This is a genomic window from Methanolobus halotolerans, assembly GCF_004745425.1.
GTDB lineage: Archaea > Halobacteriota > Methanosarcinia > Methanosarcinales > Methanosarcinaceae > Methanolobus > Methanolobus halotolerans.
Genome location: NZ_PGGK01000010.1, coordinates 23,399 through 47,766 on the forward strand (window position 1 = coordinate 23,399; position 24,368 = coordinate 47,766).

General features: G+C 41.0%; 21 protein-coding genes and 1 pseudogene. 17 read left to right on the forward strand and 5 right to left on the reverse strand.

Features of this window, described 5'->3' with window-relative positions:
• Positions 1-224: 224 nt before the first annotated feature.
• Positions 225-722 (reverse strand): acyltransferase, encoded by a 498-nt coding sequence (locus tag CUN85_RS09435; RefSeq protein WP_205804410.1) that lies wholly within the window; start codon positions 720-722, stop codon positions 225-227.
• A gap of 511 nt (positions 723-1,233) precedes the next feature.
• Between CUN85_RS09435 and CUN85_RS09440 the strand changes: the two genes are divergently transcribed.
• The 7 genes from CUN85_RS09440 to CUN85_RS09470 all read left to right on the forward strand — a co-directional run bounded on the left by CUN85_RS09440 (position 1,234) and on the right by CUN85_RS09470 (position 7,260).
• The gene (locus CUN85_RS09440) at positions 1,234-1,908 is read left to right on the forward strand and encodes a 4'-phosphopantetheinyl transferase family protein (protein WP_135390080.1); all 675 of its coding nucleotides are present in this window, start codon (positions 1,234-1,236) and stop codon (positions 1,906-1,908) included.
• 285 nt (positions 1,909-2,193) lie between these two features.
• Positions 2,194-2,397 (forward strand): acyl carrier protein, encoded by a 204-nt coding sequence (locus CUN85_RS09445; protein ID WP_235856276.1) that lies wholly within the window; start codon positions 2,194-2,196, stop codon positions 2,395-2,397.
• A complete protein-coding gene (locus CUN85_RS09450) occupies positions 2,394-3,872 on the forward strand; it encodes a class I adenylate-forming enzyme family protein (protein ID WP_135390082.1) in 1,479 nt (492 codons plus the stop codon). The genes CUN85_RS09445 and CUN85_RS09450 overlap by 4 nt, the downstream gene beginning before the upstream one ends.
• Positions 3,853-4,863: a hypothetical protein gene (locus CUN85_RS09455; RefSeq protein WP_135390083.1), complete on the forward strand. Its 1,011-nt coding sequence runs from the start codon at positions 3,853-3,855 to the stop codon at positions 4,861-4,863. The genes CUN85_RS09450 and CUN85_RS09455 overlap by 20 nt, the downstream gene beginning before the upstream one ends.
• A gap of 17 nt (positions 4,864-4,880) precedes the next feature.
• Positions 4,881-5,855 carry an NAD(+) synthase gene (gene nadE / locus CUN85_RS09460; protein WP_135390084.1) on the forward strand — a complete coding sequence of 325 codons (975 nt, stop codon included), beginning with the start codon at positions 4,881-4,883 and terminating at the stop codon, positions 5,853-5,855.
• A 2-nt stretch (positions 5,856-5,857) separates the two neighbouring features.
• Positions 5,858-6,598: a 3-oxoacyl-ACP reductase family protein gene (locus CUN85_RS09465; protein ID WP_205804412.1), complete on the forward strand. Its 741-nt coding sequence runs from the start codon at positions 5,858-5,860 to the stop codon at positions 6,596-6,598.
• A 149-nt stretch (positions 6,599-6,747) separates the two neighbouring features.
• Positions 6,748-7,260 carry a metal-dependent hydrolase gene (locus CUN85_RS09470; protein WP_135390086.1) on the forward strand — a complete coding sequence of 171 codons (513 nt, stop codon included), beginning with the start codon at positions 6,748-6,750 and terminating at the stop codon, positions 7,258-7,260.
• Positions 7,261-7,664: 404 nt separating this feature from the next.
• On the opposite strand, the gene radC is transcribed toward CUN85_RS09470, so the two are convergent.
• Positions 7,665-8,354 (reverse strand): RadC family protein, encoded by a 690-nt coding sequence (gene radC / locus CUN85_RS09475; RefSeq protein WP_135390087.1) that lies wholly within the window; start codon positions 8,352-8,354, stop codon positions 7,665-7,667.
• A 765-nt stretch (positions 8,355-9,119) separates the two neighbouring features.
• Here radC and CUN85_RS09480 point away from each other — a divergent pair.
• Complete coding sequence (locus CUN85_RS09480; protein WP_135390088.1) at positions 9,120-9,956, forward strand: molybdopterin synthase; 837 nt, start codon at positions 9,120-9,122, stop codon at positions 9,954-9,956.
• A gap of 25 nt (positions 9,957-9,981) precedes the next feature.
• Here CUN85_RS09480 and CUN85_RS09485 read toward each other — a convergent pair whose 3' ends face one another.
• Entirely contained in the window at positions 9,982-10,392 is a 411-nt protein-coding gene (locus CUN85_RS09485) for a MarR family transcriptional regulator (protein ID WP_135390089.1), read from the reverse strand.
• A gap of 170 nt (positions 10,393-10,562) precedes the next feature.
• Between CUN85_RS09485 and groES the strand changes: the two genes are divergently transcribed.
• From groES to clpB, 3 genes are all read left to right on the forward strand, one after another.
• Positions 10,563-10,838 carry a co-chaperone GroES gene (gene groES, locus CUN85_RS09490; protein ID WP_135390090.1) on the forward strand — a complete coding sequence of 92 codons (276 nt, stop codon included), beginning with the start codon at positions 10,563-10,565 and terminating at the stop codon, positions 10,836-10,838.
• Between the two features lie 35 nt (positions 10,839-10,873).
• Positions 10,874-12,481 carry a chaperonin GroEL gene (groL, locus tag CUN85_RS09495; RefSeq protein ID WP_135390091.1) on the forward strand — a complete coding sequence of 536 codons (1,608 nt, stop codon included), beginning with the start codon at positions 10,874-10,876 and terminating at the stop codon, positions 12,479-12,481.
• Positions 12,482-12,766: 285 nt separating this feature from the next.
• Positions 12,767-15,421 carry an ATP-dependent chaperone ClpB gene (gene clpB / locus CUN85_RS09500; RefSeq protein ID WP_135390092.1) on the forward strand — a complete coding sequence of 885 codons (2,655 nt, stop codon included), beginning with the start codon at positions 12,767-12,769 and terminating at the stop codon, positions 15,419-15,421.
• Between the two features lie 109 nt (positions 15,422-15,530).
• Here clpB and CUN85_RS09505 read toward each other — a convergent pair whose 3' ends face one another.
• Entirely contained in the window at positions 15,531-17,246 is a 1,716-nt protein-coding gene (locus CUN85_RS09505; RefSeq protein ID WP_135390093.1) for a hypothetical protein, read from the reverse strand.
• Positions 17,247-17,454: 208 nt separating this feature from the next.
• Here CUN85_RS09505 and CUN85_RS09510 point away from each other — a divergent pair, with 208 nt between their 5' ends.
• From CUN85_RS09510 to CUN85_RS09540, 6 genes and pseudogenes are all read left to right on the forward strand, one after another.
• Positions 17,455-17,700 (forward strand): hypothetical protein, encoded by a 246-nt coding sequence (locus CUN85_RS09510; protein WP_135390094.1) that lies wholly within the window; start codon positions 17,455-17,457, stop codon positions 17,698-17,700.
• A 312-nt stretch (positions 17,701-18,012) separates the two neighbouring features.
• A pseudogene (locus CUN85_RS09515) lies at positions 18,013-18,342 on the forward strand (DUF2115 family protein); the annotation flags it as partial.
• 310 nt (positions 18,343-18,652) lie between these two features.
• On the forward strand, positions 18,653-19,231 hold the full coding sequence (locus CUN85_RS09520; RefSeq protein ID WP_135390096.1) for a TetR/AcrR family transcriptional regulator: 579 nt from the start codon (positions 18,653-18,655) through the stop codon (positions 19,229-19,231).
• 116 nt (positions 19,232-19,347) lie between these two features.
• Entirely contained in the window at positions 19,348-20,151 is an 804-nt protein-coding gene (locus CUN85_RS09525; protein ID WP_135390097.1) for a DUF1638 domain-containing protein, read from the forward strand.
• Positions 20,152-20,190: 39 nt separating this feature from the next.
• Positions 20,191-21,030, forward strand: a complete 840-nt coding sequence (locus tag CUN85_RS09530) for a DUF1638 domain-containing protein (protein WP_167848852.1) — start codon at positions 20,191-20,193, stop codon at positions 21,028-21,030.
• A 223-nt stretch (positions 21,031-21,253) separates the two neighbouring features.
• Positions 21,254-22,687, forward strand: coding sequence for a hypothetical protein (locus tag CUN85_RS09540; protein WP_135390099.1), 1,434 nt, complete (start codon positions 21,254-21,256; stop codon positions 22,685-22,687).
• A gap of 148 nt (positions 22,688-22,835) precedes the next feature.
• On the opposite strand, the gene CUN85_RS09545 is transcribed toward CUN85_RS09540, so the two are convergent.
• On the reverse strand, positions 22,836-23,696 hold the full coding sequence (locus CUN85_RS09545) for a TrmB family transcriptional regulator (RefSeq protein ID WP_135390100.1): 861 nt from the start codon (positions 23,694-23,696) through the stop codon (positions 22,836-22,838).
• Between the last annotated feature and the right edge of the window lie 672 nt (positions 23,697-24,368).

The following is a 24,368-nucleotide window of genomic DNA, read 5'->3' on the forward strand; positions in this document are numbered from 1 at the left end:
CTTCTCTGGACTTTCCCTAAAACCCAATTTATTCTTCCGTCCCGTTCTCTTTAATTTCTCATTTATCAGCATCATTTAGGAACGCACCCCCCTATCTGTTCCCTGATCTGTCAGTATTGTTTTAACTTATCACCAGTGATATCCACTTTTTAGCGGATCAGTCCTCAGCATTATCTTAAGAACATCCCCTTTCGATCCCGTGATATCATTCTAGGAGATAGTATTTATAATTTTGAATCCGGCTTTTTATTAAATCGAAATACCGCTTCAGCAGGATTACCCCGTGCAATGCAATTTGAAGGAATGTCTTTACTAACAATTGATCCAGCTGTGACTATTGAATTTTCTCCAATAGTGACCCCCGGTAGTATAGTAACACCTACAGATATCCAAGCTCCCCGTTTTATAGTTACAGGTAATGTTTTTGTAAAAAGTCTGGATAATTGAGGATGAGATTCACTAAGATACGAAGGAGGAGAGGTATGAACCAATATTAGATTTTTCCCACTGAGAGCCACATCGTCTTCTATAGTGATCATATGCGGATGTACGGGATCAATATAAACTTCAAAGCCAATGAACACGTTTCTCCCAATATTAACTCCTCTGGCCCTTTGACACTTTACCCTCATACTTGGTGTCATGGGCACGTATAATGCAAACATTTGGATATAACGACCCACCATTGCTTTAGCAAGCGATATAAGGTCTTTTTCTTCCAATACAGCTGTCCCCATTCCTGATTTGATTTTCCGGTAGAGATAATTGTCAGATTGCATAACAACACTAAAACTACATTTTGGTATTACAGAATATCATAGTCGTATACTCATCCTTCTTGAATACATTGAATATATATTCAAAGTTTTAATGGGCGGCAACAAGCCTCTTCCATAACTTCAAAATACACTGGACTATGCTCAGGACTATTTCTCTTGAATTGTTTTATCGCCATTAACAGCAAGTAGTCTGTAATTTCATATCCCCCACAAACTTCGATTTTGGTGCTGGTGTGATTTAATTAGCACCCATTTTAACCACAGAGTTCACTGAACTCCGCATGTCCTCCCCATATGACAATTGTAAGAGGTAGTATTTATACTTTAAAATAAGCTATTATAAAAATCATTAAATCCGATTATGAAAAATGATTAAGTGACTTTATTCAGATGTTTTGATCCTACCTGCCATTCCTTATATACAAGTTAGGCTAAAGGAGAAAAGGGTATCAGGATGGAATTCAAGATTTTGAACATATCATCCCGTATTTCTCTGGAGCATATACCAGGCTTATGGGAAGAGAATGATATTCTTATCCTTATAGTAAACATGAACGATTATGGTACACCGGATGCTGGATACCTTGATAATATGGAAAAGGAGCATCTGGACAGATTACAGACCGGGTATTTCAAAAAAAGATTTATCACTTCCAGAATGGTCCTAAAATGTACTCTATGTGTTCTCCTTGATGAGCGGTCCGTTCTAGATATTTCTCTCTATAAGGACGAATACGGGCGAATCCATGTGCGTGACCATAATGAACTGAATATCTGTATTTCGTATACAGAAGACGTATTCTTCCTGGCAATATCGACGATAGAGGTTGGTATTGATGTAGAAAAAAAGAGAAAATTGCCTTTTAAGAATATCCCAAAGTATATGCAGGCAGAAATGTCATATGACAGTGAATGCGCAGCAGATCTCCAATTCTTAGTGAAATGGACTCTGAAAGAAGCGTATTGCAAATTTTCAAATAAAAGCATTTTTACTCATCTCAATAAGGTCGTGGATACTAATGATATAAGTTATTCCAGTTACCTGATCAATGGCAGGTATATACTTACGGTTGTTACTGATTCTGACCAGTATACAATTAACACTAATTTCTTTAAAAAGATATATTAAAATTTATATGCTATTCCATGTATGTCTTCTCAAGAGCTTGATTTTGCGTTTTCGGATTACATATCACTGAAGATAAATTTTTAATAGAATAACCAGGAATGAACATTCCTGTCATTATGAATTATTCTTATATATCATAAGCACGTTGATTACTGCGGGAGGGAATCAGTCGATATTTATGTATTAGTTGTACTGAATTGTATGCTGATTCTCACAAGGGGGTGCGGATAGCGCATGGAACAAATAAGAAACGATATAATTTACTTCTTGAAAAGTCAATCTTTCATGGACAGTGATACTCAGTTCGCTGAAAATGAATCTCTCACCAAGGCCGGGATCATAGATTCTATTGGTTTGCTGGAGCTTCTGGATCACATAAGTGAGAGATATTCAATAGAAATTCCGGAAGACATGCTAACTCCGGATAATCTGGACTCACTGCAGGGAATTACCAATCTGATAGTCAAACTAAAAACAGAGAGATCATGAGAATTGATTCCTTTATAACTAGAACTGCAAAAGAGGATCCTGGTAAGATCGCCCTGGAAGAAGGCGAAAAAACGATTTCTTATGGATTTCTTGATAAAGACATAGGCAGAATCGCCTCATCTATGATGGAGTTTGGGCATTGCAGATTTGCAGTATTGGCAGAATCTGGCATACAGTATATAGAGATGCTTATGGCAGTTTATAGGTCGGATAATATTGCGATACCTCTTCCGATCGAACTGGCAATGTTCAGTCTGGAACATATTCTTGATACTGGTAATATCAGGCATATAATTGTGACAGAGGTACAGTACACAAGGTTTGGGGAGAGTTTTTTCGATCGTTTTGCAACAGTGATAGTCGTTTCGGAGGATGGCTCTGTAAACACTTTACATAAAATGATCTTAGAGGAATCCAATGATCCACACCTCAGACTGGTGTTGTACACGTCCGGTACAACCGGAAATCCAAAAGGTGTAATGTTAAGTGACAGGAATCTGGTCGCAAATGCAGATTCCATTATAGAGGTACTTGGAATCAAGCCTGATGATAAGGCTGCACTTGTTATATCTCCACATCATGCTTTTGGTAATTCCATCATTGATTCCCATCTGGTGGTCGGAGGGTCCATACGCATAGGATCTATGAGTTTCATAGGTTCTGTCTTCAGCATGATGAAGTCGGGGGTATCTATGTTCTATGGAGTTCCCAGCACTTATCGCCTGCTGCTTCGGTATCCGGCGAAGTTCAAACAGGCTTTCATGAACATAAAGGTTGCTGCGACGGCAGGCGGAGCTATTGACGATATCATTGTGAAAAATCTGAAAGGTTCGAATCGCGATTTAAGGGTGGTGCCTATGTATGGTCAGACCGAGGCTACAGCCCGGCTCGCCTACCTTCCTTCAGAAGATGTGGACAAATTTGTTGATTCAATAGGAAAAGCCATTCCCGGTGTTACATTGGACGTGTTTGATGCAGATGGATGTTCTGTCGGACCGAACATAACAGGTGAACTGGTTGCCAGTGGCGACAATATAATGCTGGGTTACCTGGATGATGAGATTGCCACAGGAAAAAAGATCATCAATGGCTGGATGCACACCGGAGACCTTGCAGAGAAGTTGCCCAATGGTTATTTCAGGTTACTGGGACGCAAAGATGATATAATAAAGATAGGCGATCACCGTATCAATCCAAGGGAACTTGAAAGGTATATACAGAAGAACATCGATGTTTCCGGAGTTTTTGTTGTTCCGGTGCCCCACAATATCCTGGGAAATGCTATCTGTCTCATGGTGATGCCCAACAGTAGTACTGATGTTGCTTCGGTTCTATCTTTCTGTAGAAAGAATCTGCCTGGCTACCTATGTCCCTTAGAGGTGTTATGTATCGATCAACTTCCGCTGAGCGAGAACGGGAAAATATCCAATAGATCTATTATAGAAGGTTATCGAAATGTCAAGAATAGTATGTGAAAAATGTATTCTGGACTCGGATGTTCCGGGTATAAGTATCGATGAAGATAGCGGGCTTTGTCAATTCTGCCAGACATATGAACCTCTTTCTCCTCAAGAAAAAGATGGATATCTTGCTCAGATGGAAGCATTGTTCCGAGAGGGAAGTGGCAAGGGAGAATATGACGTGATATTTGCACTGTCCGGTGGCAAGGATTCTTCATACACTCTTTATGAACTGAAAAGAAAATACCCTTTCCTGAATGTAATGGCTGTTCAGTTCGATAATGCTTTCATATCTGATAATGCAATTGAGAATGCAAAGAAGATGTGTGAGATCACAGAGTGTGACTACTTCAGACTGACAATGGGGGATGAAGTACTATATGACACATTCCGCAGGGCTGCCCTGTCCTGTGATGCATTTCCCAGATTTGCCAAATACAGGGCAAGTGACATATGTAATACCTGTATCGGCATCATCAAACAGAAACTGGTAGAGATGTCCATTGTTCACAGAGCACCCTTCATTGTGTTTGCATTCACACCGGGCCAAACCCCAAACCCTATTATCAATCTGTCTACCAGCTTTGTAAAGTGGTCAAGAGATCTTTTTGATGACCAACTACAAAAGATAGGTATTGATGACAGGGATGAGAACTTTGTTATAAAAAAGGAAGTAGTTGAGAACATGGACAATGTTGTTCCAAAGATCATACATCCTTTATGCCTGTGGGATTATAATGAAGAAAGGATTCTGGAAAAACTAGTTGATATCGGATGGAATCCTCCTGATATCAACGACAGTAACTCGACCAACTGCACGCTGAATTCATTTGCATGTTATAATCATTTGCAGAAATATGGGATTCATGCCTATGCCTTTGACATTGCAGGAATTGTTAGAAGTGGTGATATGACTCGGGAAGAGGGACTGAAAAAACTCAATCAGGAATTATCTCAGCCTCTGATATTGAATGCTGCGAAGAAACTTAACTTAAAAGTGGAATAATTTAGGGGATTAATACTATGCAGATATTGGATGAACTGAACAAAGACATTGATAAACTATCTCTGGACCTCGGGGGTTTTATAAAACAGAATGTTGTTGATTTCAGGAAGAAAGGAGTGCTTTTAGGTGTCTCGGGAGGTATTGATTCCGCAGTGGCCCTTACACTTTCTGTACAGGAGCTGGGGGCGGAAAATGTGTACGGTCTCCTTCTCCCTGAGAAAGAATCTGCTCCTTCCAGTACGCCTTTGGGAGCAGAAATATGTGAAAGTCTGGGAGTGCAATATGAAGAGGTGCCTATCTCTCCTATACTTGAATCACTTGATATCTATAATAAGAAGGATCAGGTCATAAAGCGAGCCTGTCCGGAGTACGACCCGGAAGTACATAAAACATCACTTGTATTGCCTGATTTCCTGGATGGGGGTTTGATTAATGTTCCATATATTAAGCTGGCAAAAGACGGTGAGGTCATTGCACAGCACAGGTTGAAGGCAAGTGATTATCTGGAACTCATAGGATTGCAGGGCGTTAAGCAACGATCAAGAATGATTGTTCAGTATATGTATGCTGAAAAAATGAACTATGCCGTTTGCGGGACGACCAACAAGACCGAAATGGTTCTGGGTCAGTTTGTGAAATATGGGGACGGAGGTGTGGATATCGAACCGCTGGCTGATTGCTACAAGACTCAGGTCTATGCTCTGGCAAAACACCTAGATGTCAATGAGGCGATAAGAGAGAGACCTCCAAGTCCCGATACGTGGAGCCATTACACGTCTGATCAGGATTTCTACTGGCGTATGCCCATGCATACAATAGATCAGTTACTTTATGCTCAGGAACATAAGCTTCCCCTGGATGTGGTCAGGGAGAACACAGGGTTGCCTGAAGAGAAAATAGTCAGAGCCCAGAAGCACTTTGATGTCGTCAAGAAAAATACAGAGTACATTCGTGCTGTTGCACCTGTGTTCACTCTAAATGGCAACCACTGAAAATGCTTTCGGGTAAAACTGTACTGGTTACCGGGGCAAGCAGGGGGATCGGGAGAGCTACGGCCCTGCTTGCTGCAGAGAACCATGCTCACGTGATCATCAATTATAATAAGGGTGAAGACCAGGCAGCTGAGCTGGTGGATCTGCTCTGCAAAAAAGGTTTTCACTCTTCGATGATCAAAGCCGATGTCTCATCCGAAGATGATGTGAAGGGGATGTTCAAATACATAAAGGAGAATTATTCAAAGCTTGATGTACTTGTCAACAATGCAGGAGTTATGAAAAATAGTCTCCTGGCACTTTCAAATACAGAACTTTTCAATCATACTATTGATGTCAATCTGAAAGGAATGTTCCTGTGCACCAGACATGCAGCTAACATTATGCGAAAACAAAAATCTGGACGGGTCATCAATCTTTCATCTACTGCAGGACTCAACGGGGATGTCGGACAGACTGTGTATTCAGCAAGCAAAGCTGCAGTTGTGGGATTTACAAAATCCGCAGCAAAGGAACTGGGCATGTATGGGATAACTGTCAATGCTGTAGCTCCGGGTCTTATTGAAACGGACCTGATAAAACATATTAAGGCTGACGTCCGGGACAAAATGCTGTCCAACATTGCCCTTGGACGAATCGGCATACCGGAAGATGTCGCAAAAGTGATATTGTTCCTGAGTTCGGATCTCGGGAATTATGTCAGCGGTGAGGTCATCGTGGTGGATGGCTGTCGGATCATGTGATTTTAATCGACATCAGACTGTCATCGAACTCATCATTTTTATCTGCTGATTATTGAAATCAAAAATAATGATCTATTAAATATATCCATTTAGATTGTTTTGTCTATTCTATACTATATACTTATAGCACCAAAGACCTATTCTGCAGTATGCTCATATTTGGCCATATAGGCATCACTCTGGGAATATTCTTCATGCTCGGCTCTCTTTTTCCCGGAATTAAACCTCATATTGACTACCGATACGTTGCATTTGGGTCCTTGCTTCCGGATCTCATTGATAAACCGATAGGAAGAGTGATTTTAGCAGAGTCTGTTGCAAACGGAAGGATCATTGCACATACGCTGGTATTTTGCATCCTTCTGTTTTTGTTGGGATATTATTTTTATCAGAGTCGGGGTGATGCAAGGGTGATCATTATAGCTGGAGCCTCATTTTGCCACTTGCTTGAAGATCAGATGTGGACAGAGCCAACTACCTTTTTCTGGCCGATGTTCGGATGGAGTTTTCCATATAAAGCAAGTTATGGGAGTTCAATAGATTATTCACTCGAAATGTTAAGCAGGTCATTATCTGCGGATTTCTTCCAGTTTTTTAGTTTGGAGTTGATCGGCTTTATTGTCATACTCCTCATTATAGTAATCAGCCTTTGGAAGAAATAGACTTATATTGGATGAACTGCATCCATAGAATCTGTATTTTCTGTGTTTCTTTCTTGTATAGTGTTACTTTTGGCGGATTTAATGGTGCTTTATTCTACGGAAAACAAAAATAGTTGTGAAAGACCTGAAATCTTTTATTTTCCATTTATTATGGCATTCATATCATACTAAAAAAATGTTTTTCTTTTGCAATAACGATTATGATCAACAAAAAATAACAATCATAGATTATGATCGGCAAAACCGGCCAAAATCACCGATCATAATCGACAGTTAAAGCGATATAAGCAACAATAGAAGCATTGTGTCACTAATGGAGATTTTAAAATGAAAATTTCCACCGGAAGAATATGCCGGAAAAGGAGGTCAATGTCTTATATTAAAGTCAGAATTCCCCCGGGCAACTACCTCACATACCCTTCATCCTTCAAACTCACATACCTGCCGTCCCCGATGACAACATGATCCAGCACGTCTATTCCCAGTAACTTACCACCTTCCGCAAGTTTTTCGGTCACCGCGATGTCCTCCCTGCTTGGTGTGGGATCTCCTGATGGGTGGTTATGTGAGAGGATGACCGAAGCGCATGACTCTATAAGTGCTGCCTTGAACACCTCTCTTGGATGTACGATGTTAGCATTCAGGCTGCCGATGGAGATCACTTCTTCCCGCAAAACATGATTCTTGGTGTCCAGGAGCAATGCCACCAGTCTTTCTCGCTTATGTTCGCGCATCTTTGGGTAAAGGAGGGAGTACACATCAGCAGGGGACCTGATCTTGCGCTTTGGTTCGTCTGTGAATCCTTCCAGCTTACGTGCAAGTTCGAATACGGCTGCTATCTGGGCGGCCTTTGCGGACCCGATGCCGTGGATCTGCGTGAGCTTGCTAACGTTTGCCTGGCTGAGCTGCTTGAGGCTGTACTCCGAGAAGATGCGGCTGCACATATTGATAACATTCTCCTTCCGGGACCCGGTACGCAGTATGATGGCCAGCAGTTCCGAGCTGGACAGCGCTTCGGGACCATACTTCAACAATCTTTCCCTGGGGCGTTCATCCTCGGGCATCTCACGAATGCATATCTTGTACTCGTTCATGCAAGCCTGAATAATTTTTACATTTATAAATTATTCGAAAAAAGTCTATTATAATTTAATATTTATTTTGATTTTATTTCAATGAGTTGTTGAAACAGACGCTTGCTATATTCACTCTCATGGAAGTTTTAATAGAAAAGTATAAAGTAAAGGAAAAATAGCTGCTCTGCAGTATGTTTTTAGATAAATGTATTAAGGATACTTCTCTTCTGTTTTTTGCAATATAATCAATGCAAGGACGCTAAGATACAGGTAAAGTTCTGTGCATCTTGCTTGTTGGCTTACACTGGGGGGATTCATGTTTCTCTCCTATAAGCGGAATATAACTAATATAACCAGATTTGTGGGTGACACCTTTAATCTGAACAATACTTGAGCAACACTGCCAGATTACTTTCTTGTAATAAGGCAATTTATTTTTGTCCAAAAATTCACATAAGTATAAAATCAATATCGGCTATTATTTTAAAATAAATCTAATAGTTAAAAATAAAGAAATCTTAAGGAGGGTGGTATCAAAAAAATTTTATACCAACTCAATTTTTTGTGTTATTGTTTAGTTTATTGCTGTTTGGTTGTGCAAAGTAACAATGAATTTTCTTCAGCAGATAATTTTGATTCTCATATTAAAGAATATAAAAGAAAGTCCATTGTTCATGGCAAACAAGGGAAACTACTCTGGATTCGATGGATCTATTTCAGGCTTTAGTCCAAATTGCCTTATTCGTCGTATACTTATACCATGAATAATCATAATCACTTTTCATGAAAGTCATTTGTGTGGCAGGCTATAAGAAGACCGGCAAAACGACGTTGGTCACCCGTCTTGTTAAAGCTCTTTCTGAAAAAGGATCAGTGGGTACGGTCAAATTGATGTTCCATCATCGTTTCAACCCCGCAGACACCGATACCGGAAAACATTTTGATGCAGGTGCGCAGGGTGTAGTTGCCATAACTGAAAATGAGCTTGTTACCATCAAACGAAATCCAAATCTTGAAGAGGCCCTCAATTCTCTGGCTGACATGGGTATGGACTTTGCCGTAGTGGAGGGTGCAAAAAGCAGCCGATTACCAAAGATAGTTCTTGGTGGGGCAGGGGGGGATGAAAACATCAGCAATGTCGTTGCCAGGCTTCCCGAAAGGGCGGACTGGGATATCAATGAACTTGTGAATCTTGTTCTTAAGCAGGATGAATGGGTTACCCTGGGGTCCCTGATCATGAAGGTCAAAAGCAATCCTGATATCAGGTTCTCAGGAGGCATTGCCACGTTCACGGGTATAGTCCGGCAGGTCACTGGGGATGCCCATACAACGGCCCTCGAATTCGAGAAATATGCCGACGTTGCCGAGAGTGCAATGGAAAGGATCTGCACCGAGATGAAGCAGAGGGAAGGTATAATTGATGTCGTTATGTATCACAGGGCCGGCCTTATCAAAGCAGGAGGGGATATCGTCTATATAGTGGTCATGGCAGGTCACAGGCAAGAGTTGTTCGTGACCCTTGTGGACTCTCTTGAACGGTTAAAAGAAGAAGTGCCAATATGGAAAAAAGAATTTACTATAGATGGTGATTTCTGGGTTCACGACAAAACGCAGGAATAAAGTTTTCTTCTCTTACTGCAGCTGGCTATCTGTTCTTCAGTCCCATCTGCTTATCGATCTCTTCAGCGATCTCTTCGAGTTCATTGAATATGCGCTCGGAGTCCTTCCTCATTTCCTGGACTGCAGCCTTGAGGCTTCCTCCCCGCAGGCAGAGTCTCCTTCTTTCCCTGTAGATAAGCCCTGAATTGATGAGGTTGCGTACGTGGTGATTGACCCTGGAGTGTGTGATCTCAAGGCTCTCTGCAATTTTTTCAGGTGACACTTTTTCTTCATCTGCGGACATCTGATGCAGCAGGTCCATGACGATCTTTGTTGCAAGGTTTTCTGTATCCCTTCCTGATGACAATCCAAAGCTGTTGCACAGCCAGTGGATATCCTGTTCGAGCTCTTTATCTCGTGGTTTTTCCAGTTTGACAAGTAATATCTGCTGTGCCATGTTTTCTGTCTATCTATTATATCTAATATAAATCTTTCTATTTTAAATAGATATCATATCAACAAAAAATAAATTAAAGCTACTTTGTACAAAATGTTTATATATATGATTGCCGATATAGTTGTCTGTGATCCGGTGTGATGCCGGACAAAACCCGGAGGATTATTTATATGATTATAAGGCCAATCGGAGAAAGAGTGTTGATCAAAGCTATCAAAAAGGCAGAGGTCACGGAAAGCGGTATATTCATTCCTGACTCAGCTCAGGAAGAGAAGAAAGAAGGTATCGTCGTAGGGGTAGGTGCCTTTGAAGATGGCAAGTCGCTTCCACTTAAAGCAGGAGACCGTGTTATATACGGAGGCTACAGAAGCGATGAGGTCGATGTTGACGGGGAAAAGCATCTGTTCATCGATTTCAAGGACGTATTAGCTGTAGTGGAAGAATAAGGAGTAAACGTATACTGCAATAAGAGGTAATTAAAATGGCTAAACAGATCATGTTTGACGTAGATGCACGTAAAGCATTATTGAATGGTGTTGACAAGGTTGCCAATACCGTTAAGATTACACTTGGTCCCAAGGGCCGGAACGTGGTGCTCGACAAAGCAAACAATCCGGTGGTCACCAATGATGGAGTGACCATTGCAAAGGAGATCGAACTTGTTGACAAGTTCGAGAACATGGGTGCCAAGCTGGTCAAGGAAGTAGCTTCAAGGACCCAGGATAACACAGGTGACGGAACAACAACTGCAACTTTGCTTGCACAGTCTATTATCACTGAAGGATTGAGGAACATCACATCCGGGGCAAACCCCATAGAAGTGAAAAGAGGGATTGAAAAAGCAACGGAGAATGTCGTTGCACACCTGAAAGAAAAGAGCAGGGATGTCAGGGACAAGCACAAGATAACTCAGGTAGCCACCATCTCAGCGAACAACGACGAAGAGATAGGCAATCTCATTGCTGCTGCAATGGAGAAAGTTGGTTACAATGGTGTCATTACTGTTGAGAACTCCAAGACAATGGAAACATCCCTCGAAGTTGTGGAAGGTATGCAGTTCGATCGCGGTTTCGTTTCACCATATATGGCAACAGACCACGAAAAAATGACATGTGAGTTCGAGGATCCCTACCTGCTCATCACTGACAGGAAGATCAGCACCATGAACCAGATCATTCCTGTGCTGGAGAAGGTAGCAAAGGAGGGCAGACCTCTTGTGATAATCGCCCAGGATATAGAAGGAGATGCTGAAGCAGCATTGATCCTGAACATCATCCGCGGATCCCTCAAGGTATGTGCGGTCAAAGCACCTGGGTTCGGGGACGAGCAAAAGGAAATGCTCGAGGATATTGCAGTACTCACAGGTGGCGTTGTGATAAGCGAGGACAAGGGCATGAAAATCGAGGAATTCACCGAGGATATGCTCGGACACGCCCGCAAGGTCAATATCGACAAGAACAAGACAACTATAATAGAGGGCAAAGGTGAAAAGGATGGAATCGATGGGAGGATGGCCCTTATAGAGTCCCAGATAAACGTGACAGATGCCGAGTTCAAAAAGAAGGAGCTCAGGAAACGCCTTGCAAAACTTGGTGGCGGTGTTGCCGTTATCAAGGTAGGTGCAGCAACTGAGACAGAGGTAAAGGAAAAGAAGATGAGGATCGATGATGCGCTCAATGCCACAAAGGCAGCAGTAGAGGAAGGAGTTATCGCAGGAGGCGGTGTGACCCTGTTCCATGCAACATCAGTACTTGAGGGTATGGAACTCCAGGGGGACCAGAAAATCGGTCTGAACATCGTAAAGCGTGCACTTGAGGAACCTGTGAGACAAATAGCCATCAACGCAGGTCGTGAGGGTGCCGAGGTAGTGGCAAAGATAAGGGCCGAGGCCAACGAACAGTATGGCTACAATGCAAAGACCGATACATTCGAGGACCTCTTCGAGGCCGGTGTTATCGACCCCACAAAGGTTGTAAGGAGCGGACTCCAGAATGCCGCATCCATCGCCGGTATGGTGCTGACAACAGAGGCACTAGTGACCGATTACGATGATGAGAAGGACAAGCAGACAGCAGCGATCATAATCTGATCGCATTTCCTTTTCATTATAGGATAAGACGATAATATCGTCAAAGATCGGTCTTCAATTTGAGATGAAAAATATTGCCCTCGATACCCGGGGCAATATTCACATCATTTTCGCAGGGTCTGGATCGGGGTCATTCATGGGGTTTGCAGGTATTTGGGTTAGGCTGGGTCATATCCTCAGTTTTACCATTTCATGGATATACGACTTATCAAAAAGGATATATCATTTACAGGCCAAATTTATAAAGGGGTAAATTTTCGTAAATAAAGGTAGGTGGGTTAGAATATGGATCTTAATCGTTTTACACAGAAGGCTCAGGAAGCAATTCAGGGCTCTACGACCATTGCTGCAAGGTACATGAACCAGCAGATGGACTGTGGACATCTTCTCCTTGCATTGCTCGAGCAAAGTGGAGGCCTTGTGCCGACCTTGCTCCGGAATATGGATGTACCTGTGGAGAAACTCGTCAAGAGGGTAGAATCGCATCTGGGTGGACTGCCACAGGTATCAGGTCCCGGCGGTGAGCAGGTCTACATGAGCCAGACACTGCGCAGGGTACTTGACTCGGCCATGAGGGAAGCTAACAGGATGAAGGACGAATATGTCAGTGTGGAGCATCTGTTGCTTGCCATAGTTGATGAGAAGAGTTGCGAGGGTAGCAGGATACTTGCCGGTGAGGGAGTGACAAAGGACCGGCTCGTACAGGCCATCAAACAAATAAGGGGCAACAGAAGAGTCACTTCAGAAAATCCGGAAGAAACTATGGAACCACTCAAGAAATACGGTATCGATTTCACAGAACTTGCGTCCCAGGGAAAACTTGACCCTGTGATAGGCAGAGACCATGAGATCAGACATGCTATAGAGATCCTGTCACGCCGCAGGAAGAACAACCCTGTTCTCATAGGTGAGGCAGGTGTGGGTAAGACTGCCATTGTCGAAGGGCTTGCCCAGCGTGTGGCAAAGAGGGATGTCCCTGAGGCAATGAAGGATAAAAAGATAATCGCACTGGATATGGGTTCACTGGTAGCAGGTGCAAAGTTCCGTGGTGAGTTCGAGGAAAGGCTGAAGGCTGTCCTCAAGGAGGTCTCTGACTCAGAGGGTCAGATTATCCTGTTTATAGATGAGATCCACACCATAGTAGGTGCTGGTGCCACTGAAGGTGCCATGGATGCAGGGAACCTCCTAAAGCCTATGCTTGCACGTGGTGAGCTGCACTGTATCGGTGCTACGACCGTTGACGAGTACCGCAAGTATATTGAGAAGGATGCAGCTCTTGAACGTCGTTTCCTGCCTGTGCTTGTGGAAGAGCCTGGCGTGGAGGACACCATATCCATACTTCGTGGGCTGAAGGAGAAATATGAAGTGCATCACGGTGTCCGCCTCAAGGACTCGGGGCTTGTTGCAGCTGCTGTGATGAGTGACCGCTATATCAGCGACAGATTCCTTCCAGATAAGGCAATAGATCTTGTGGACGAGGCCGCAGCAAAGAAAAGAACTGCTATCGACAGCAAGCCTGCAGAACTTGATGAAGCTGACCGTAAGATCATGCAACTCGAGATAGAGCGTGAGGCTTTGAAAAAGGAAAAGGATGAGGCTTCCCGGGAAAGGCTCGAAGCATTGGAAAAAGAGCTTGCGGACATCAGAGCGGAATCCGATGCTCTGCGGGCCAGATGGAATACCGAGAAGGAGGCTATTTCAAAACTCGGATCTCTGAAACAGCAGATCGAGGAAACGAAGGTGCAGCTGGAGCTTGCCGAAAATGACAACAACCTGGAGCTTGCCTCAAGGCTCAAGTATGGTACTCTCATACCTCTCCAGCGTGCATATGCAGAAGAAGAAGAACGGCTCAAGGATGTACAGGCCGATATGCTCCTCAATGAAGAGGTAGGTGAGGAGGATGTTGCAGAGGTAGTGAGTGAATGGACCCACATTCCGGTAACAAGGCTTATTGAAGGCCAGCGTGAGAAACTGGTTCATTTTGCTGAGAAACTACATGAGCATATCATTGGCCAGGATGAAGCCGTTGAGTCAGTGGCGGATGCGGTCATACGTAACTATGCAGGCATAAAGGATCCCCGCAAACCCATCGGCAGTTTCATCTTCCTGGGTCCGACAGGTGTAGGCAAGACTGAACTTGTCAAGGCACTGGCAGCCGAACTCTTCGACAATGAGAACAACATGGTGCGCATAGATATGTCCGAGTATATGGAAAAGCACACTGTTGCCCGTATGATAGGTGCTCCTCCGGGTTATATCGGCCATGAGGAAGGAGGTCAGCTCACAGAGGCAGTGCGAAGAAGGCCTTACTCTGTTGTATTGTTCGATGAGATCGAAAAAGCCCACCCTGATGTATTCAACATCATGCTGCAGATACTGGATGACGGAAGGCTGACAGACTCCAAGGGCCGTACTGTTGACTTCAAGAATACTCTGATCATCATGACATCCAACATATTTGCAGGGGACTTGATGGAGACACTTGGTGGCAGCACTGATGCTGACAGGCCGGAGCCGGACCATCCAGAGTCGCAGGAGAAAACGGGCCTGAGCTACCCGGAACTCCAGATAAGGGCGATGGAAGAGCTTGGAAAGTACTTCCGGCCAGAGTTCCTGAATCGTATTGATGAGGTAGTTCTCTTCCACAAGCTCAAACCTGAAGAGCTGTCACAGATAGTCGAGTTGAAGGTAAAGGACCTTGAAGGCAGGCTGAAGGAGAAGCGTATCCACTTTGAAATCACTGATGCTGCAAAGAAATATCTCAGTAAGGCAGGATACAGTGAGACATTTGGTGCGAGACCGCTTAACAGGGTTATACAGCATGAGGTCGAAACAAAAATAGCCAAGCTCATAGTTTCCGGTGAGGTCCCGGAAGGTTCGACTGTGGTCGTGGATTCGGACGGAAAGGATATCCTCGTCAATGTCAGAGAAAATGCTTAATGAGTGATGGATAAGGGAACTAAAAAAAACAATAATTGAAAAATGGCTTGAGTGCAGGATGGCCAGTCTAATGGTCATCCTTTGTTTTACCCGGCTTTTTTTAAACCTGTCAGACTCCGAGAGCCAACCTCGTAAGAACAATCAGGCCAACGAAAAGGTCAAGTACTATCAGACCACCGATTGCCATTGCACCAACTTTAACATACCTTGTATCAAAATCCAGGATTGACAGTGCATTCCGGACAGATCCCATAGTGTCATTCGCATTTGAAATGGTCTGCTTTGACTCCTCAAGGTTCGCATTTATATTATCCAGTAGCAGGTCGATACGTGGCTGTTCCTCGGTCCTGATACTGCTGAGCACTCCATGAAGCTCGTCCAGAGTCTTCGGGACGATACCTGGTTCCTCAATCCACTCGTTTGCCAGCAGTTCGTACTCTTTATCGAGTTTCAGGGTCTGCCTGTAATAGAATGCCTTCTGTGCCTTCAACAGATCATAATTGCGCTGGTAACCATCGAATCTGGTGTTAAGTGATGCTGATATCCTGGCTCCGTGAGGCTGCATCATGGCCATCCGGCCCCCGGATCTGGTTTTGGAAGCTCTGAGGGACGAAATGTTCTTTATTGCCATGCCCGTGGCAGCCGGGGTTTCTGCACTCATGGTGCGCAGGGTCTTATTTCCCTTTGATGTTTTCCTGATAAAATTTTCTTTGGCCGACCCGGAAACGGAATCAGCAAGGGTGTCTTTAATGATTTCTTTATCCTTCATTACAGAAGAATTATCTATCGGCCCTGTAACAATATCGTGAGCATCATCGATACCCGTATCTTTTCCATAGATATCGCCGGGATTTATAACTCCGCCGTGTTCTTTTCCCGAATCTATAATATCGTCCGCTATTCCTCCGGGATTTGTGACCTCATCAGCAATTGTGCCGTCGTCTATCACTCCGTCATAAACACCACCGATATCAATAAGATCATCAAGTATCCCGGCATCGTAGATATCTTCCTTCGGGACGTTTATCGTACCCATATCTATTTTTACGGTGTTCTCAGGGTATGTTTTAATCACATCTGCAATACCGGAAGTGAGCACACTTTTTCTTTCAAGCAGTTTTTCATAATAGAGTTTGTCAGCATCTATTGCTTCAAGCTGGTCCCTGATCGAAGGAATGAGTTCGCTGACCGGAACAGGTACCTTTTTCTTTGTAATAAAGAGTTTCTTTACTTCCTGCAGTACTTCCCCACTTACTTCCAGATTGTCATCCACCGAGGCAAGTATGTCCTCCACCATGGGCTGCTCTACTGTGTTAAAACGTTCCAGCACTTCCTTTGCATTGTAGATACCTGTGGAGAGAATGCCGGGTTCCTGGTAGAATATATCATGTATCTCTTTGTTCACAGCGGCAAGTCTAGCTATTAGCCGGAACTGTTTGAGGATATCCTGCATATCACTGACCATGTCCCAGAAATCAATATTGAAATTCGAAGGATCTTCAACACCCAGTTCGCTGAGTTTATTCAGAAGCCTTGTTTTTTCCTGCTTCAGACTGTCAAGTCTTGCCTTCTCCTCATCCCAGAGATCGTCCTCGCTTCTTGGTGTAAGCCTGTTGACCGTGAGCAGCTCTTCGGTCTCCTCCAGTGTTGAGACAAGCTGCTCTCCCAGTGTTTCTATAGTTGAGCCGATCACCGCGATTGCAAGTCCGGCTTGCTCTGCAGCATCACCTGCATCTTCTGCTGCATTTCCTGCCTGATATATTGATTTACCCAACGTGTAGAGTCCGCCGGTTGCCACACCTGCTATAACATCGATCAATCCCATCTTTTTTCCTCCGTAATGTTTTCTTCAGAGGCAGAAACAGACCTTTCTTAAATATTAGTTTTAAAAATAAATTGTATTAGCTGTAATTGCCCCTAATTTGTATCGTACCAATACGATACTATGTAAATTATAATGTGCTTCTAATATAAACATTGATTGTATTTTATTGGGGCTGTGCTCTGTTATTGTAAATGAGGGAGCTTGCTCAGTGTCTTTGTTTAGAATATGGGGTGTTGATTTTAGCAAGTCTGAATATACTGTTGAAGGGGAGACTTCAGAGGAGTTCAGGCAGAAGATACTGAGTATTTCTTATTCTGAATGGAAGGAGATGGAATTCTCTAAAGGTACTTTGCATTATGTGGAGAAGAATGCGAAGGGTGATAAGCCTTTTACACTCAATACCCATAATAAGGAACGTTTGGATAAGTGGGAGAAGCTTGTCTCAAATGGTTGATTTTATTGTCCTTTAGCTATCCTTTTTGTTGTTTTCTACATGACTTCAGGAGACAAATGTAGGAGACAGACAAGAGACAAGAATAGACAGACACAAAGGATAAAGCGACAAACATAAAGACATAGCTTAAAAGATATCCAATATGCGAAATTGGGGGAATTCCATATTAATTCCTGTGAACTATTGCTCATATTAAAGAAAGAAGCTGTCAACACATCTTCTGAGTATTTAACAAGGATAAACGAAAAAGAAGATACTCAGAGTCCTTGTAGAATTCTCCAGTACAATATCTAATGTCTTGCAAGATATAATCGCAAGAAGTTTTCTGAGCTAAAAGAAAGAGATTGCCCAGAAAATTTAGAGGAAATAGACATTGAAAAACTTGAAGATTTTACATTCAGGATTAACAAGTATATGGATGAGTATGCCTCCTATCAAAGGGATTTGAAGGAATATACTCGCATTATTTCCACATATCTTGCCTTTATAGCGAAAGAACCACTCCACCCACTGGGAATGTACGTAAATGAAAATCAGAAGATCTTTGAAAATGATGGCGTTTATTATTGTCCTGCAAAGAGTAAGCATATAGTAGAGGAAATGTCCTTGTGCAAATACTGTGTTTGCAGGGCAAACGGTTAGAGCGGTTCTGTAGAAAACCTATTTTCTACAAGCCAATTAAATAATAGCACACAACGTTGACAGGTAAGCCAGGGTTGTCAATTCGATTCAGTTCAAATGAGGATTTCTACAGAGCCGTTAGAGCTTATTCTATTAAATACGTGCAAGCATCGACAGTATATTTGAACCGTTTGATTTTTTTGGTGTCCTTTCATTAATCCGATTTTTTTAATTTTCTCCGTATCAACTATTATCTACCTACATATAGGTAGGTATTTAATGCATGAGTATTATTCAATTATTATAAGAATAAGAAAACATGTAGATTTCTATGACAGAACTTAACCCTACTAATCAACAGATACTCCATTATGCTGGGCATTTTTTGCAATGTAGAGGCTATAATGGATTCAGTTACAAGGATATTTCCCAAAAACTTGGTATAAAAAATGCTTCAATACATCATTATTACCCAAAAAAGGAAGATCTAGTTGCTGCTTTGCTTGAAGAAAGAAGAAAAAACTTAGCCATGTCTATTGTACAAATGGTGGAGTCCAAAAAGTCTGCTCGTGAGCAACTTCAATATTATTTCGATTATGCATTGCAAGAGTTTGAGGAAGGGAAAAGTATCTGTCCTCCTGGTTCAGTAATCATTGATTATGAAGAACTCCCTGAGAAAGTTAAAAAGCAAGAGATATTGCTACTGGACGATATACGTGACTGGCTCACCAATGTTCTAAGAACTGGTCTGGAACAGAAGGAATTTAATTTTTCAGATTCAGTTGAAGCACGTGCGGAAGATGTATTCGTAACATTGATGGGAGCCAGACTACTATCCAGTATTAAAGGTAGAAAAACACTTGTAAGATCAATTTCCTCGATCAAATCTAGTCTTGGATGGAGGGATTGATTTTTTATTCAATCATGTGCCTATCTACATATAGGTAGGCATGTTATATTATTAGATTACTTTTTGCTCTAAAGAAATGAATCAAATAAAGTACATAATATTGGAGGAGATTGATAATGCCCGTTATGAGTATAATCTCATGTAAGATAATGCAAGATGAAATTGTGTGGCTTTTTACTAATGATTCTGAAATTGATATGATCATAATCGTAGAAAACAATAACATTTCAGAATTTAGAGAAAAACTGAATGAACAGCATGTCTCTTATGAGATAGTTCCTTTTGAAAAAATATCAGATCTTCTCGGGGATACGGATGAATATCAATCAATTGTAATAGTTAATATTCTGGAACTTGGACTTCATGCAGTACCAAAAACGCTGAAATCCGAAGTATATCAGACTATTGAGGAAATGATTCCTTTCTCCGATGGCATACTTCTTTTTTACGGCCTTTGTGGTAATGTTTTGGGGAAAGTAGAAGAGGATTTCTGCCTTGAAAAAGATGGTTGCATCGTCCGAATACTTAGGGATGATGTGAGAATTGTGGATGACTGCATCGGAGCTACGGTTGGTGGTGGAGCTAATTATCTGAAGCTGCTTAAAACCCACAGTAAAGAACCTGCTTTTTTCTTCACACCCATGTATGCTAATTCATGGAGAGAACTTCTAAGCATTGATAAATATGCTCCAGATCCTGAAAAATCGCTCAAGATGGCTAAAATGGTCAACGACATGGCAGGATATTCAAGGGTTGCAAAGGTCAATACTGGCCTGACATACGTAAAAGATATTGATGCAAAGATTGAAGAATATGCAAATTTGTTCGGCTATACTACCTTTGAGGTAAGTGGTAATCAGGAAATATTCGAGAAATGCTACTTCTCAATAAAGGATGAAATAAAGAACAAAATCATGTAAAAAAGAATTATGCCTCTTTTAAGTATAGTCGCCTGCGAAATGCTCGAAGATGAATTAGTTTATGTTCTCTCAACAGACCTTGAAATTAAACATTTGTTTGTAGTAGAGAACATAAACAGTTTCAGATTTGTACAAAAACTTAGATCTGAGAATCTCAAGCCTTTTGTGTTTTCATCTGACAGGTTATATTCTATGGTTTCTGAAAGTAATAGAAGTCCACCTGATGGTTTCACGAAAATGTTTTCGAGTATTCCGGTTTTAAAGCAAATGTACGATGCTTTAAATCGGAAGAAAAAACGAGAATTAACAGTTGTTGTAAATCTTCTGAGAAAGGATCTGCATTCTGATATTGATTATTTACAATCTGAAGTATATCTGAATGCAAAAGAAATGTCAAAAATATCAGATGGAATCCTTCTTTTCTATGGGAAATGTGGTTATAGTTCTGAAGAAGTACAGGATGATTTGCAGAGGCTTGATTGCCCGGTTTATTTTCTGAGGGATGATGAAAAAAACATTGTTGATGACTGTGTTAGCGTAGCACTTGGAGGAAATGAGATCTATACAAAAACGATGCTACTTGGCAACGGCAGAGGGGCTATATATGCAACTCCAATGTGGTTATCTATCATGAATGAAACTGATTACAAATCTACTGAATCTTATCAAAATGCTAAAAAATATCTAAGCAACTCGATGTATAGTCTTCTTTTCAAGATTAACAATCAAAAATATAAAGATAATAATTTTCATAGAAACGCTTCCGAGTTTGCAACACTCTTTGATATGGAGATTATCAACACTGATGGAACGATGGACGTAGCTACTAATTCCTATGTGGAAGCTAAAACAAGTATTTACGAGATTATGGAATACTAACGACAAATAAAGCAATATACTACAGAAAATGCTCGGTATTTCTTATACTGAATGGAAGGAGATGGGATTCTCTAAGGTTACATTACACTACATGAAAAAGAATGCTGAAGCGCATAAGCCTTTTAACTTGAATGCTCATGTTAGGGAAAGGTTGGAAATGTGGGACGGCGTTAAACATTGAACAATATACTTTTATAAGATTGTTATAATTATTTCATAATGTATGGGTGTAATTAATTTAGATAAATTTTATGAATTAACGGCTATTCATGAATATAACTCTGAAAGAAGAGGATTAACACAGTCTCTGATTAAGCAATTTTTGTGCGAAACCAATGACAACTTCAATATTTTTGAGAGCATTGTATCTACTTCAATCTCTGATACGCCCAATAACTCTGAAACTGAAATATTAAAAATGTTATTCCAACAACAAGATAGCCTCATAACTTCCAATCTTAGCATAGAAAATGTTCTCAAGTACATATTTTTACGATATGGTAGTTATGAAGATATTTTTCTTGAAAAATACAACATTTCTCTCCATGTGTTTGTGGCTATTTCTACGATTATATTTAATACTTACACGAATAGACTGTCTCAAAGTTCATGTCTTAAACCATATCAATTTACTACAAAGGAAGAGTACTTAGATAATAATTTTATTGCTTTACCTGACGATGAATACATAGAAGAATGGAAAAACATATCTACACTTTATTATGATGAATTGTTTGAAATAATTGTACAAACTGAAAAATTAGCTGAGTTAACTTCCTCTTTAACTCGAGATGAATTCGATACATATTTAGAGCTATATGCATTTAACCTCGATAGAATTAAAACTGAACCTGATTTAAGGTTTCGGGAATATCCTCTTTTCTGCTATAGGGACAAAATTATCCTCATAAATCCACTAGCTTTAATCCAATATTTGCCCCATAAAATGGATTATTTACTTCAAAAAACTAAAAAATATAGATCATCGAAAGGTAAGGAATTTGAAAACATAATTTTTAACTTATTTGAAGAAATCCCTGCTAAAAAAACGATTTATGAGAACATTGAGTATGAAGAATTTGAACTTGATTGTCTGCTTAATTTAAGGCGATCAAGTTGGTTTATAGAATGTAAAAGTAGAAATATTTCTTCAGATTCTCTAAAAGGAAAACGAAACAAAATACAAAAGGACATAAAAAGGGCAATAAAAGAAGGAATAGAACAAGGAGAGCGAGGTATTGCATACAAAAATTCAAAATATATGAAGAAATATGGGATTAAAAATATTTGTGGAATTATTGTAGTAATTGAAGGTATTTTTCCAAATATTAGAGTAAAACCTTTGTTGCCTAATAATGCTTTAGACAACTGCAAGCATCCAGTATGTGTTTTCAATTATTTTGATCTCAGAACGATTTTGAATCAACCAGATGCACATTTATTTGAAGATTTTCTAATATGGAGAAGTCAAAAGAACATGCCAATTTGGGCATTAGATGAATGTGATTACTGGGCTTTCTATACAAGAATGAGAAATGATAAGCATCTTAAGGAGATGTTTAAGGAAGCGCAAGATAAAGACGTTTTTGTACCTTATATTAGTGAACGTTTCAACGATAAAACCCATGTTTCTAAATTAATAATGGAAGACACTTAAGAAATTAATCCGGCATATATTCTGTCATTATTCTAATATCGTTGCGTTTTTTGGTTATTACTATTACCCCCCACTCACATGATACTGGTACAATTGGAACCTCCCTAAAATAAGTAAAACCCTGAAAAAAAACAAGATCAATAACCTCTCACTCCAGCACAGTCCTCTTCCCCCTCGCCCACAATTCCTCATACCTCTTTCGCAGTTTTTCAGCGTACTCTTTGTCGAATATCTTCATCTCTCCGAGCAGTCCGTCCGGGTTAAGAGGGTCGGGGATGGGTATGTACACCACGTTATCATCTATTACCACGAAATCATAGTCGCACTCGAGAATCCTTACTTCAAGATTCTCTTTTATCGTTTTCCTGACATCGGTATCCTGGATTTGGTTGTATTTATCTTTCAGGTGGATTACAAAAAAATCTGCAGGCAATAGCATTTTTATGCAGATTCCTGATTTTGCAGCCCTGATGAATTCATCTGTCACAGGGGGGAGAAGAATGTCAGGGTTAAAGTCCTTGTGGCGCTTGATCTTGCTTTCCATTACCTCTTTTACCTTCATGGACTTGACATGCAGGATCTCCTTTTCAGTTTCATCCAGCGTGTTCTTTATACTCCTGACTATGTCTTCTTCGCCGATGAGTGTTGACCAGAACTTGATCTCGGTGTGGTCCGGGTAATTGCTGTCGGAAAAGCTATCCCTGAGTTCCGATATCTTCAGCTTGAAACTCTCAAGCTCACTTTTCGTATTCTCTTCCTTTCTGGCGTAGAGATTATCAAGGGCAACGTCCGGTTTTATTGCCCTGTACTTCCTGGGTCTTGATCTCTGGAACTCCACAAGTCCCATGTTATTCAGGTTTGAAAGCACCTCGTATATCTTCCCCACAGGGATGCCCGATATACGTGAGAGTTCCTGGGCACCTGTAACTCCCTCTTTTATGAGTGTGGCGTACGCAGATGATTCATATTTCGTAAGCCCCAGGTCTCTTAGTAATCTCTCATTATCCATTTATCTGCCCTCTTCACTGATTGATTGATTGATTGATTGATTGATAATTATTGTTTTTCAAAGTTTAAAACAACTAAGTCTAGGTTTTAAATAAAAATTTTGCAGTTACGGGATGTATATCTTCTGTAATTTCAAGATTGTAACTTTTTTGCTTAAACATGATCATATTAATGCAGATAGTTCAACTCTTAATTGCTTTTTTCCAGAGTAAAATCTTTAAGTTCACTGCTTCTCTTTGTACTGACAAGAGTGGTTTCTTTCTCATTTCACACTGTATTAAGGTTTGGTTCTAATATATCCAGTCACTTTAACTTTTATATATTCAGATGTTTCGATTAATAGAAAAGATTATGTATTAATAATCTAATTTCTATCCGTGTACCCACGGCAAATTTTGTCGTGAATTCAGTACCACCAATCCAACCACCCCAAAAAAGAGGCATCTTTGGAAAGAGGTGCCTCTACTCTTTTGAATTTCTATACTTGGATCTCTGTTTTGTTAATGGTAATGCCTGTGGTAAATCTGTTGATAAAATGTGTTGATAAAATGGAAAAAGTTAAATATTACAGTTTACAATGAATAGTCTCAAATGTCGATATATAGTCAAATCTGTCCTAATTATGAAATATTTGCAGGGAATATGCCTGATCACAGACAAAACAGGTATTTCC